The 12096-nt window shown below is 56.4% G+C and carries 11 protein-coding genes; 3 read left to right on the top strand and 8 right to left on the bottom strand.

The window, feature by feature from the left end; translation table 11 throughout:
• Positions 1–85: 85 nt before the first annotated feature.
• Both BVC71_RS02305 and BVC71_RS02300 read right to left on the bottom strand, forming a co-directional pair.
• Positions 86–508 carry a secondary thiamine-phosphate synthase enzyme YjbQ gene (locus BVC71_RS02305; RefSeq protein ID WP_086450015.1) on the bottom strand — a complete coding sequence of 141 codons (423 nt, stop codon included), beginning with the start codon at positions 506–508 and terminating at the stop codon, positions 86–88.
• 3 nt (positions 509–511) lie between these two features.
• Positions 512–901, bottom strand: coding sequence for a winged helix-turn-helix transcriptional regulator (locus tag BVC71_RS02300; protein ID WP_086450014.1), 390 nt, complete (start codon positions 899–901; stop codon positions 512–514).
• A 104-nt stretch (positions 902–1005) separates the two neighbouring features.
• Between BVC71_RS02300 and BVC71_RS02295 the strand changes: the two genes are divergently transcribed.
• Positions 1006–1848: an SDR family oxidoreductase gene (locus BVC71_RS02295; protein ID WP_086450013.1), complete on the top strand. Its 843-nt coding sequence runs from the start codon at positions 1006–1008 to the stop codon at positions 1846–1848.
• Between the two features lie 63 nt (positions 1849–1911).
• Positions 1912–3471, top strand: coding sequence for a tetratricopeptide repeat-containing sulfotransferase family protein (locus tag BVC71_RS02290; protein ID WP_086450012.1), 1560 nt, complete (start codon positions 1912–1914; stop codon positions 3469–3471).
• 25 nt (positions 3472–3496) lie between these two features.
• Here the strand turns inward: BVC71_RS02290 and BVC71_RS02285 are convergent, their stop codons facing one another.
• From BVC71_RS02285 to BVC71_RS02265, 5 genes are all read right to left on the bottom strand, one after another.
• Positions 3497–3997: a hypothetical protein gene (locus BVC71_RS02285; protein ID WP_086450011.1), complete on the bottom strand. Its 501-nt coding sequence runs from the start codon at positions 3995–3997 to the stop codon at positions 3497–3499.
• Between the two features lie 52 nt (positions 3998–4049).
• The gene (rpoD, locus tag BVC71_RS02280; protein WP_086450010.1) at positions 4050–6032 is read right to left on the bottom strand and encodes an RNA polymerase sigma factor RpoD; all 1983 of its coding nucleotides are present in this window, start codon (positions 6030–6032) and stop codon (positions 4050–4052) included.
• A gap of 108 nt (positions 6033–6140) precedes the next feature.
• Entirely contained in the window at positions 6141–8102 is a 1962-nt protein-coding gene (gene dnaG, locus BVC71_RS02275; RefSeq protein ID WP_086450009.1) for a DNA primase, read from the bottom strand.
• Positions 8103–8173: 71 nt separating this feature from the next.
• Entirely contained in the window at positions 8174–9163 is a 990-nt protein-coding gene (locus BVC71_RS02270; RefSeq protein WP_086450008.1) for a YcjF family protein, read from the bottom strand.
• Positions 9160–10569, bottom strand: coding sequence for a YcjX family GTP-binding protein (locus BVC71_RS02265; RefSeq protein WP_086450007.1), 1410 nt, complete (start codon positions 10567–10569; stop codon positions 9160–9162). Before BVC71_RS02265 ends, BVC71_RS02270 begins: the two co-directional genes overlap by 4 nt.
• Before the next feature lie 98 nt (positions 10570–10667).
• On the opposite strand from BVC71_RS02265, the gene truA reads away from it, so the two are divergent.
• Positions 10668–11435: a tRNA pseudouridine(38-40) synthase TruA gene (truA, locus tag BVC71_RS02260; protein ID WP_086450006.1), complete on the top strand. Its 768-nt coding sequence runs from the start codon at positions 10668–10670 to the stop codon at positions 11433–11435.
• Here truA and BVC71_RS02255 read toward each other — a convergent pair.
• The gene (locus BVC71_RS02255) at positions 11411–12016 is read right to left on the bottom strand and encodes a TetR/AcrR family transcriptional regulator (protein WP_086450005.1); all 606 of its coding nucleotides are present in this window, start codon (positions 12014–12016) and stop codon (positions 11411–11413) included. The genes truA and BVC71_RS02255 overlap by 25 nt on opposite strands.
• Positions 12017–12096 lie beyond the last annotated feature (80 nt).

The raw sequence follows: 12096 nt of genomic DNA, 5'->3' as shown, positions 1-12096 counted from the left end.
TTATCCACCAGTTATCCACAGGTACTATAGGGGCCTCCGCTACATTTGGATAGAGTCAATTTTGCCCCACCATATGATGTGGCAATCAAGATTCAGTCAAAAGCTGCGCAACGACCTGACGATCATGAGGTCGGTCCCGATGTTCGAAAAGGTAAACACCTTGCCACGTTCCCAACATAGCACGTCCTGAAATGACGGGAATTGACAAGCTGACAGGCAGCAGCGCCGCCTTGATATGGGCGGGCATATCATCTGGGCCTTCGTATGTGTGGGTCAGATATGACATCGACGGGTCCGTGGTTGGTGGCACCAGCCTGTGGAAAAACTCGCGCATGTCCACACGCACCTCTGGGTCGTGATTTTCCTGGATCAACAGGGAACAGGACGTGTGCCGCACGAACAAAGTCAGCAGCCCATCCCCGCGCCCATGAACGAATTGCTGAACGCTGCGCGTGAATTCGTACAAACCCTGTCCGTTGGTCGGAACGTTAATCAATTGATGTGTCATCACCTACCCCTGAGCGTATACGTCGCGCGCCTGTTTGATGTGATCGAAATTGTCGTTGGCCCAATCAAACAGCCCATCCATCGCGGATAGCAAAGACTGGCCCATGGGCGACAGCGTATATTCGACCGAAGGCGGCTTGGTCGGGAACACTTCGCGTGTGACCAAACCGTCGCGTTCCAGATCGCGCAATGTTTGGGTCAGCATCCGTTTGGAAATATCCGGCAACGCCCGCCCCAGCGCATTAAACCGCGCGGGTCCGTTCGCCAGTTCCAGCAGGATCAGCATGGTCCATTTCGCAGCGACGTGGTCCAACACCTGCCGCACAGGACAGGCCGTGGGATCAAACCCCTGCGCCTTCCATTCGTCCAATCTGTTTTGCTGCACGTCACGCATGGCGGTTCCCTTTTCGTAACCTATGGCAAAAAACCTGCCTCCTTACGGATCAGACATAAGGTCTCTAAATGAGACTAGCAACCGATTCTAAACTGGAGACGACAATGACACACCTAATTACAGGCGCTTCCGGCCAATTGGGCCAACTAGTGATCGACCACCTAGCAACGCTGGTGAACAAAGATGACATCATCGCGCTGGTCCGTTCTGACGATGCCGCAAAATTATACGCGGATAAAGGCATCGCGACACGCATCGGCGACTACGATAAACCTGAAACTCTGGCGCCCGCGTTCGAGGGCGTTAATAAACTACTGCTGATCTCTAGCTCGGCCGTTGGGGAACGCGTCCGCCAACATACCGCCGTCATCGAAGCCGCGAAACAGGCTGGCGTCGGCTATATCGCCTACACGTCCATCCTGCGCGCCGAAGAAAGCCCAATGGCATTGGCCGCAGAACACAAAGCAACCGAAACCGCGATCAAAGCATCTCGCATTCCTTACACGTTGCTGCGCAACGGGTGGTACATCGAAAACATCAGCGGCCAAACCGAACAAGCGGTCGGAATGGGTAAACATTTTGGCGCCGCAGGTGACGGCAAATTCGCCGCAGCAACCCGTGCCGATTATGCGGCGGCGGCTGCGACCGTTTTGGCAGGGTCGGATCACGCTGGCAAAACCTACGAACTGGCAGGCGATACCGCGTTCACACTGTCCGATTTTGCCGATGCTGTGACTGCCGCAAAAGGCACTGCCGTTGAATACGTCAACCTGCCCGAAGACGCTTATAGATCGGTACTGGTCGATGCGGGCCTACCCGAAGGTTTCGCAGGCGTTTTGGCCGACAGCGATGCGCGCGCAGCCGACGGATGGCTATTCGACGACAGCCACACCCTGTCGCAGCTGATCGGTCGAAAAACCACGCCATTGGCTGATGTATTAGCCTGATCGACCCTACGCTTGCCAAGGGCCGCGACCTATGGTCTGTGTCGCCCAAACTTGGAGGCACGCATGGCAAACGCGATCAAAGACGCTGCAAAACTGGAACAATCCGGTGACATCACTGGCGCAGAGAAACTTTTGCGCCAGTTGGTTCAAAAAGATCCCAAATCGCCCCCTGCCCTAACCGCGATCACAGAATTTTATCTGCGCCGCCCAGGTGGGGCGCGATTTGCATCTGCGTTTGCGAAACAGTTGGTTGCAAATACCAATAAATCGTCAAAGGCACTGATCCTTGCCGCGCAGGTCGAAGCCGAACAAAATCAGCTACAAACCGCTGTCAAATTGGCGGAAAAAGCGCACAAGCTCGATCGCAAGAACACTGAAATCCAATACATCTATGCAGTCATTTTGCGCAAATCAGGTGACGAAGCCGCCGCTCGCCCCCTATTGGACGCAGTGATCAAATCCAAACCAAACCACAAATTCGCCCGCCGCGAATTGGGCCGCCTGCTCGTAAACACAGGCGATTTGGACGGCGCAACCAAAATTGCCGAAGACCTGGCAAAGGATTTCCCAAACGACCTAAGCGGCCTTTCGCTCTATTCGACCGCCAACAAAATCACCGCCGACAATCCGATCTATGTAGATGCCAAAGAACGTCTATTACCGCTCCTACAGAAAACGGACCGACTGACCTTTGCCAGAGGTGCGAGACTAGTGTCGAAAATCGAAACCGATTTGGGCAACCACGACGATGCGTTCAAATTGGTTCACATGGCCAAAGCTGCGGCCCCTGCCCGTTTTGATGAAAAACGATATGTCCATTTTGTTCAAAGCCAAACGCAAAACCTGACCCGCGCTGATTTCTTTGGCGCAACAGGATCGAACGACGAAACGCCTGTATTCATCGTTGGTATGCCGCGCAGTGGCAGCACGCTGCTGGAACAGGTGTTGACCGCGCATCCACAGATCGGCGGCATCGGCGAAAGCTTGGCGATGAACGACATCAGCAGCCGTTTGAAATTGGGCATCTACGACGGCAAACGCATGGTTGATGTAATCCGTGGTATCAATTCGGAAACATCCGCGCGGGCCGCAGGTGACTATCTGACCCACATGAAATCACGCCTGCCTGACGGCGCGCTGCGCGGGGTTGATAAGTTTCTTCATAACTTCGAACGTCTGGGCCTGATTGCGAAATTATTCCCCAAAGCGCGCGTCATTCACGCAGTACGTGACCCGATGGACACTTGCACATCCTGCTACATGAGCCCCCTATCGGGCAATCACGGGTACACCCAATCGCTGGACCAGCTGGGCCGTTATTACAAATACCATTTGGGCCTGATGCAGCATTGGAAATCGGTGCTGCCGCTGCAAATCGCCACCGTCCGGTACGAGGACATGGTGAACGACTTGGAAACGACTGCGAAATCCACGATTTCGGCACTGAGTCTGGATTGGGACGAGGCCTGCCTGAATTATCAAAACAACGATAACGCGGCCCGCACTATTTCCACATGGCAAGTGCGCCAGCCAATCTACAGTTCGTCCATCGGGCGCTGGAAACGCTATGACCAGTTCCTTGGCCCGCTCAAGAAAGAATTGGCATCGCTGTACAAATCCTAATCAAAACGCCCTTCGGGGCGTTTTTTTATTGGCAGTCCTTAAATGACCAGGTTTGTTCGTTGGCGCACCAATTTTGACCAGCCTGTTCTTTTGCCTCAAAGAGGGGGGAGAAATCGTGCCTCGCGACGGTGCCTTCGACGCATTCCAAAATCGCCAGCGTTTCATCGCCGCGTAGAACTGTCAGGCTGCCATAGATCGGGATGGTTTCGTCCATTCGGTCGATAGAGTACGACATTTCATACGCGTATCCGCTGTTCGTAACGCGAATGACTTCCCAGATCGCGCGTCCGACACCGTGCCACGGCTGCATATGCACATCGGAGGCTTGGCGAACTAGCTCCAGTTCAGGCTCTTCGCCTTTTACGCCAAAACGGTACGTTACCTCGTCGGATTTCGACAGGCAGACATGAACCGATTTGCCGTTCGAAAACCCACAGGAAAACAATGTCTGTCCTGCCCCGTAACAATTCGCGGCTGCAATCGTGGGAACCATCATTGATACAGCCAGAAAAACCGATTTGATCATTACTCTTTCCCCAGGGGCCGTAATAAAAAAGCGCCCCGAAGGGCGCTTTGATTTATTGATCCAAGAAGCTGCGCAGTTTGCGGCTGCGGCTTGGGTGTTTTAGCTTCCGTAGCGCTTTCGCTTCGATCTGACGGATACGTTCGCGGGTCACGCTGAACTGTTGACCGACCTCTTCCAACGTGTGGTCGGTGTTCATGCCGATGCCGAAACGCATACGCAGAACGCGTTCTTCGCGCGGGGTCAGGGATGCCAGAACGCGGGTCGTGGTTTCCTTCAGATTTTCCTGAATTGCGGAATCCAGCGGCAGGATCGCGTTCTTGTCTTCGATGAAATCGCCCAGCTGCGAATCTTCCTCGTCGCCGATTGGCGTTTCCAAAGAGATTGGCTCTTTCGCGATTTTCATGACCTTGCGGACTTTTTCCAGCGGCATTTGCAGCTTTTCTGCCAATTCCTCTGGGGTTGGTTCGCGGCCAATTTCGTGCAGCATCTGACGACCCGTACGCACCAGTTTGTTGATCGTTTCGATCATGTGAACTGGAATACGGATGGTGCGCGCCTGATCTGCGATCGAACGGGTGATCGCCTGACGGATCCACCATGTCGCGTAGGTCGAGAATTTGTAACCACGGCGGTATTCGAATTTATCCACCGCCTTCATCAGGCCGATGTTACCTTCCTGAATAAGGTCAAGGAATTGCAGACCACGGTTTGTGTATTTTTTCGCGATCGAGATAACCAGACGCAGGTTCGCCTCGACCATTTCTTTTTTGGCTTGGCGGGCTTCTTTTTCGCCCTTTTGAACCTGCTGAACAATGCGGCGGAATTCGCTGATGTCCACACCGACGTACTGACCAACTTGGGCCATGTCGTTGCGCAGGTCCTCGACTTTGTCTGCAAATTTATCGCAGAACATCTGCCAGCCACGACCAGATTTTTCGCCCATGCGTTCCATCCAGGTCGGATCCAGTTCGGCGCCACGATAGGCGTCGATGAATTCACGGCGGTTGATGCGAGCTTGGTCAGCCAGTTTAACCATGGACGAGTCGATCGACATGATACGGCGGTTGATACCATACAACTGGTCGATCAGCGCTTCGATACGGTTGTTATGCAGGTGAAGGGAATTCACCATAACAACGATTTCGGACCGCAGTTTCTGATAGGTATCTTCGTCCGTATCCGAGAACGATCCGTCTTCGTTCAGGGTGGCCGATATGCGGGCATCCTGCATTTCAGACAGGGTATAGAAATCGCGTGCGATGATTTCCAGCGTTTCCAAAACCTGCGGCTTTAGCGCAGTTTCCATCGCCGCCAACGACATGTTGGCTTGTTCATCATCATCGTCATCGTCGTCGGTGCGGATTGGATTGCCGTCGGCATCCAGTTCCTGCTCTTTCGGCTTTTCCGATGGAGCGGCCGCTGCTGACGTATCCACTACTGGCTGTTCGTCGTCTTCGTCACCCAACTGGTTGCCGAATGTCGCCTCTAGGTCGATCACGTCGCGCAGCAGAATGTCTTCGGACAGCAATTCGTCACGCCAGATGGTGATCGCTTGGAATGTCAGCGGGCTTTCGCAGAGGCCCGCGATCATTGTGTTGCGGCCAGCCTCGATGCGTTTTGCGATTGCAATTTCGCCTTCGCGCGACAGCAGTTCGACACTGCCCATTTCACGCAGGTACATGCGAACCGGGTCGTCTGTGCGATCCAGCTTTTCGGTATCACCGCTGGACAAGGCAACCTCGCGGTTGCCGCCAGTGGTCACCAGATCGGTGCCGCCTTTGTTTTCTTCAACCTCTTCGGATTCTTCATCCTCGGTCACCTGAATTCCCATTTCGGACAACATCGACATCACGTCTTCGATTTGGTCCGAAGATACCTGATCAGGTGGCAGAACGGCGTTCAGCTGGTCGTAGGTAATGTAACCACGCTCGCGCGCCTCGGAGATCATCCGTTTGACGGCAGCCTGACTGACATCCATGGACATTTCGTCGTCTTTGTCTTCGACCTTGGAGTCGTCGTTATCTTTGGCGGCCATGCAATGTTCCTCAAAGCTTCAGCTAGAATCACCGATTCGCGTTTATACGAATCAACGGTTTCGCGGCGCGATTCGCAACCACTACGCTATGTTTTTTATCGATAACAGTTACGAACCCTGCTTTTTTTGCCCGACGTTTTGCGCGTTTAGGGCTTCAACCAGTTTTCGCAGGCTATCACTTTCGTCTTTTTTGACCGCCAGCCCGTTCTGAGCGACGACCATTTCGGATGTGTCTTCGACAGATCTAGAGGTGGTTGGGTCGGCGGCAATCGCAGATGTGCCCAAACGCCATGTCAGCCCCTCCTCCTCTGAGGTTTCAAATTCTTCCCATGCTTCGGCCATTTCGGCCTGATGCCCGCGGCGCGCTTCCAACTTCGCGAATTCTTCGCGTAGGGAATTATAGGCCAATTCACTGTCGCCAGCGCGGCGGATTGCAGGGATCAACGGGAAATGGCGATCCGCAAAGAAGGTTTCAAGGGCCATGTGACCGATTTCTTCGGCCACGCGGTCGCGCAGGTCGTCTTCGCCCACGTAACGCAGGATCGCATCACGGATATCGGAGTGCAGCGGGTCACAGCATTTCAGGCGTTCCAGATCAGGCTCGAACGCCAACACTTCGGTCGGGTTAGAAATCAGGATCGCCAGAATGACCGCTTCGCGCAGTTTATCGTCGTTCAATTGCCCCGACCCCATCGCCGACGATTTCGTCGTCATCAGCGGTGCAACAGGCACAGCCCCGCGCGGTGTCCATGGACGGCGCTGGAAACCGCCGCCCTGTTTGCGTTTCGGACCAAACAGGTCATAGCGCATTTCCTTGATCGCTTCGCCGTAGTGATGGCGCAGCGACGGGTCTTGAATCACTTTGATCTTTTCGCGCAGGATTTTATCCAGCGCGGCGCGGCGCTCGGGGCTGTCGAACACTTTGCCTTCGGTTTCGCGCTGCCACAGCAATTTTACCATCGGCATCGCCTTGTCCAACACGTCCTGCACGGCCTGCGCGCCCTTTGCGCGGATCAGATCATCGGGGTCTTGGCCTTCGGGCATGATGGCAAAGCGCACGGATTTCGGCGCCTCTAGCAGCGGCAAGGCCAGATCGATCACACGCATCGCCGCGCGGATACCAGCGGTGTCACCGTCCAGCGCGATGATCGGTTCATCCGAAATACGCCACAACAGATGCAGCTGGTTATCCGTAATCGCGGTGCCCAGCGGTGCGACGGTTGCGCCAAACCCAGCCTCGGACATGGCGATGACGTCCATGTACCCTTCGGCCACGATCAAGGGCTGGCCTTTACCGGCGGCTTCGCGCGCAGCTTTGTGATTATACAGGTTGCGGCCCTTATCAAACAGCGCGGTTTCTGGGCTGTTCAAATATTTGGCGTTGTCATTGGGGTCCATCGCGCGGCCACCGAACGCAATCGCGCGGCCACGGGCATCGCGGATAGGAAACATGATCCGATTACGGAACACATCATACGGGCGTTTGCCTTTGTCCGATGGTTTAGCCAGACCCGCGCCGATGATCAGTTTGTCATCAATGCCCTTTGCCTTTAGCGCGTCATACAGGTTCTGCCATCCCGCAGGCGCAAACCCGATTTCCCAACGGTTTTGTGCGTCTTCGGACAGGCCACGTTTCGCCAGATAGGCGCGCGCATCCGCCGCCAGCCCTGTGCGCAATTGCAAGCGGTAGAATTTGACCGCCTCTTCCATCACTTCGGACAGTTGCGCGCGAAGATCGGTTTTTTCCTGCGCACGCGGATCGCGTTTGGGCATCGGCATCCCAGCTTCGCCCGCTAGGATTTCGACCGCCTCCATAAAACTGACGTTTTCGGTTTCGCGCACGAATGAAATGGCGTCTCCTTTGGCGTGACAACCAAAGCAGTAGTAATACCCCTTGCGATCATCGACGTGGAACGATGCGCTTTTTTCCTGATGGAACGGGCATGGTGCCCACATGTCGCCTTTGCCCTGATTGGATTTGCGGGTGTCCCACATGACTTTGCGCCCGACAACCTGTGTCAACGACAGGCGGGTACGCAGTTCATCTAAAAATCCAGGGGGCAGACTCATGACGTTAATATCGGTCTTCGCAGGGGCCGAGTCTAGGCCACCGCGAGCAGCCCAGACCAAAAAGCTGTGGATTAACCTTTCGCGCCGCCGAACAATCCGATCAGTGCGCGGCGTACGATGCCTGTGACGCTGGGCTTTGCTTGAGTGTTGAACGGCAATGGGCGGCAGACCTCTAGCGCGGCAACACCAACACGGGCGGTTAGTGCGCCGTTAATAACGCCTTCGCCAAAACGGCGAGACACTTTGGACAATGCGCTGCCGCCTGCGACGGACCCGATCAGGTCATCACCCACGGCCACAGCGCCCGTGGCCACCAGATGCGCCAAAACGCTACGCACCAAACGCCAACTGCCCAGCGTGCCCGACCGACCGCCATAGATTTCTGCGATACGGCGGATCATCCGCAGGTTCGACGCCAGCGCCGTGAACAGATCAGCCAGCGCAAGCGGCACAATCGCTGTGACGGTGGCGACCTGACGGCTTGCGGCCTCGATTTCCTTTTGCGCACGCGCGTCCAGCGGGGCCAGTAGAGTCGTTTCCGCCACCCCCAGCAGGCCATCGGCGTCGAACACGTCCTTTTCCTGTTCCTTTAGGCGGCGGCGCCCCCATTCCAGATCATCGCGACGGGCGTATAGCGATTGCAGTTGATCGACCACCTTGCGAGCCTGTTTCAGATCATGGTTCGCGGTCGCCTCTTGCGCCAGTTTGTGGATGTGATCGACCTTGCGCATCCGCCCGAACGCCGCCAATTCGCGTAGCGCAACGATGGCCAGAACGAACACCATCGCGGCAAACAGAGCCGTTATGATCCCGCCCAAAATCGTCGAACGGTCGATCAACGCGTTGACGTAATCCCATGCGGCCAGCGACACAACAAACCCGATGGTCGCCGTTAGGATCGACCAAAACCATTTCGCGACACGTGACGGTTTGCGCTGAGACAGCGCGGCCAGCTGTTGCATCGCCACGGGTTGGCCGACTGGCTGATCCTCGATCATCGGAGCGTCAGACGGGTTCGGAGCGGGCTGATCCAGATCGATCAGAACGGGGCCTTTGGTCATAGGCGATCCCCCAATAAAAACTGCGCTGCGCGGTCAATACGGATATGCGGCGGCCCGTCCCCTGCCCTGCGTGTCAGCGGCGCGGGGGCGAAATTCATGACCGAATAATCCTGATCCAACCATTTTTCCACACCATCACGCGCGGGCGACAACAACACCGACGGATCATCAGGCAAAGCGCCCGGATAAAACGCCGCCTGCCGCCCGTCGATCAGCGCGCCGCGCACAACGTCCAGCGACGCTCCATCATGGGCAACCGTATCTTCGGTCGTGGTGCGCAGGGCGGCAATCGACATGGCATCGGTCTGCGCGCCCGCAAAATCCGCGCGGTCAATCGCATCACGGACCAGCGCGCGGGTGATATTCGTCAGCTTTGGATGCTGGTGGTGATGCAGATGGTCCGCTTTGGTCGCGGCGAACAGGATTTTATCCACGCGCCGTCCGCCCAATAGACGCGTCAGCCAAGCGTTCCGCCCCGGACGGAAAGCTGCCAGAATATCGGCCATGGCGGTGCGCAAATCCTCGACCGCTTTGGGGCCGTGGTGGATCGCGCCCAGCACATCGATCAACACAATCTGGCGGTCTATTTTAGCAAAATGGTTCTGGAAAAACGGTTTTACGACCTGACGTTTGTACGCCTCGTACCGCCGTTCGAATTCGCGTGCCAAAGATCCACGCGGTTTGTCACCCTCTGGCAATGGCGCAAAGGTCAAAACGGGCGATCCTTTCAGATCGCCGGGCAGCAGGAACCGACCGGGCGACAAATCCGAATACCCCGCATCCCGCGCGGCATTCAGATAGTCGGTGAAGACACCCGCCAGTTGCCCAGCGCTGGGTTCATCCAACACAGCCGATCCGTCAGCGCTGTTCACCGCAGCCAACGCATCCGCCGCCAAATCGCGACCCTGCATCCGCGCCAGCGTTTCATCCGACCACTGGCGGTAGGATTTATCCAGCAGCCCCAAATCCAGCAGCCATTCACCGGGGTAATCCACAATATCAATGTGTACCGTCCGCGGTCCCGTCAGCCCTGCAATCATGCCCGTTGGCTGAACACGCAACGACAGGCGCAGCTCGGACACGTTCCGCGTCCCTTCGGGCCAAACGGGCGTTGGGGAAGTCAGTTTGGACAAGTGATCTTCGAACGGGAAACGGGGGATCGTATCGTCAGGCTGCGGCTGCAGATACGCCGTTCGGATCGCCCCATTCGCAGCTGGCAAAAACTGCGGCATACGCCCGCGATCCATCAAATTCGCGACCAAAGACGTGATGAAAACCGTTTTGCCCGCACGGCTGAGCCCCGTAACACCCAAACGAATAACTGGATCGGAAAACGGCTGTATGACGGTATCAGCAACAGTTTCTACGCTGCGCACAACACCATCGGCCAAATCAGAAAGGCGCAAAACAATCTCCTAAAACTTCGCATCCTAGATAGGCATTCACCGCGCCCATGTGTAGAGGACGGATTGATTTTCACCCCGCACCGTCATATCCGAACGCCATGCCACGCTATGCACTTCAGGTCGAATACCACGGAGCCCCCTTTGCCGGATGGCAAAGGCAGGCTGACCAACCCTCTGTTCAGGGCGCGATTGAAACCGCGCTATCGAAACTGGAACCGCGCGATCACACTATTGCGGCGGCGGGGCGCACGGATTCAGGCGTGCACGCCACCCATCAGGTCGCCCATTGCGACATGGAACGCGACTGGGACCCTTTTCGACTGTCAGAGGCGCTGAATTATCACCTCAAACCGCTGCCCGTCGCGATCGTTCAGGCGGCCAAGGTTGCGGACGATTGGCACGCCCGCTTTTCGGCTCACGAACGGCGGTATCTATTCCGGCTGGTTACGCGCCGCGCGCCGCTAGCGCATGATGCGGGGCTCGTGTGGCAGGTAAAACACCGCCTAGATGGCGCCGCGATGCAGGCAGGTGCGGATCGCCTACTGGGCCTGCATGATTTCACGACTTTCCGTTCGTCTATCTGTCAGGCCGAAAGCCCCGTGAAAACGCTGGACGAATTGCGCGTGGTGGAAATCGAACGCCCGAATGGTCAGGAATTCCATTTCCACGTCCGCGCGCGGTCTTTCTTACACAATCAGGTACGGTCTTTCGTCGGCACACTAGAACGCGTCGGCGCAGGTGCTTGGACACCTGACGATGTGACCACAGCGCTAGAGGCATGCGACCGCTCCGCCTGCGGCCCCGTTTGCCCGCCCGAAGGCCTGTACCTAGCTGGTGTCGGTTACAAAGACGCGCCGTTCGACTGACCCACGATCCCGTCGATGACGACATCGGCAATCGCGCCCGCCTCTTTTACCGATAGATCACGGCCCGATAACAACCGCTGCAATGCCAGGCCCGACAGGATGTCACATAAAACGTCGATATCCGCGCCGCCGCTGATTTCGCCGCGCGAGACCGCCGCATCGACCATGCCCGACAGCACCGCGCGGCGCCCTGCGATATAGTCACCAAATGCCGTTCGAGATTTTTGGTCGACCTGCGCTTCGGCAATCACGGCGCGGAAAATATCGCCCGCATCATCGCTGTGCCAATGATCGATTAAATTCACCAGAAAACCCGCGATATCCTCGCGCAGCGAACCAGTATTCGTCGCCTCGATCTCAGGTGCTGTCGATTGATGCAGGTCCAGCAGCAGCCCCGCTTTGCCATTCCACCATTTGTAAATCGTGGGTTTGCCCGCGCGGGCCTCACGCGCGACCGCTTCGATGGAAAATTTGGCGATGCCGCCATTTGCCATGATATCCCGCGCGGCCTGCAGCACGGCGATGCGAGTTTCAGGGTTGCGCTGCGATCCGATTGATTTGCGACGGGCTGTTTTGATCATTTGGATCAGATACCTTTTTGCGATCCCCAAAGGCAAGCTATCCGATCACGAACCTGAAACAACTCGCGCAAAATATCGCC

The sequence above is a fragment of the Marivivens niveibacter genome, assembly GCF_002150005.2.
In the GTDB taxonomy this organism is placed as follows: domain Bacteria; phylum Pseudomonadota; class Alphaproteobacteria; order Rhodobacterales; family Rhodobacteraceae; genus Marivivens; species Marivivens niveibacter.
The sequence above is the reverse complement of the archived record's forward strand: the minus strand, read 5'-3'. Positions and strand labels throughout refer to the sequence as shown.

What these genes read in the sequence shown, in the direction of transcription:
- BVC71_RS02300 (WP_086450014.1), bottom strand. Translation starts at nt 901, where the DNA reads ATGCGTGACGTGCAGCAAAACAGATTGGACGAATGGAAGGCGCAGGGG.
- BVC71_RS02295 (WP_086450013.1), top strand. Translation starts at nt 1,006, where the DNA reads ATGACACACCTAATTACAGGCGCTTCCGGCCAATTGGGCCAACTAGTG.
- BVC71_RS02290 (WP_086450012.1), top strand. Translation starts at nt 1,912, where the DNA reads ATGGCAAACGCGATCAAAGACGCTGCAAAACTGGAACAATCCGGTGAC.
- rpoD (WP_086450010.1), bottom strand. Translation starts at nt 6,032, where the DNA reads ATGGCCGCCAAAGATAACGACGACTCCAAGGTCGAAGACAAAGACGAC.
- BVC71_RS02255 (WP_086450005.1), bottom strand. Translation starts at nt 12,016, where the DNA reads ATGATCAAAACAGCCCGTCGCAAATCAATCGGATCGCAGCGCAACCCT.
- truA (WP_086450006.1), top strand. Translation starts at nt 10,668, where the DNA reads ATGCCACGCTATGCACTTCAGGTCGAATACCACGGAGCCCCCTTTGCC.
- BVC71_RS02285 (WP_086450011.1), bottom strand. Translation starts at nt 3,997, where the DNA reads ATGATCAAATCGGTTTTTCTGGCTGTATCAATGATGGTTCCCACGATT.
- BVC71_RS02305 (WP_086450015.1), bottom strand. Translation starts at nt 508, where the DNA reads ATGACACATCAATTGATTAACGTTCCGACCAACGGACAGGGTTTGTAC.
- BVC71_RS02270 (WP_086450008.1), bottom strand. Translation starts at nt 9,163, where the DNA reads ATGACCAAAGGCCCCGTTCTGATCGATCTGGATCAGCCCGCTCCGAAC.
- dnaG (WP_086450009.1), bottom strand. Translation starts at nt 8,102, where the DNA reads ATGAGTCTGCCCCCTGGATTTTTAGATGAACTGCGTACCCGCCTGTCG.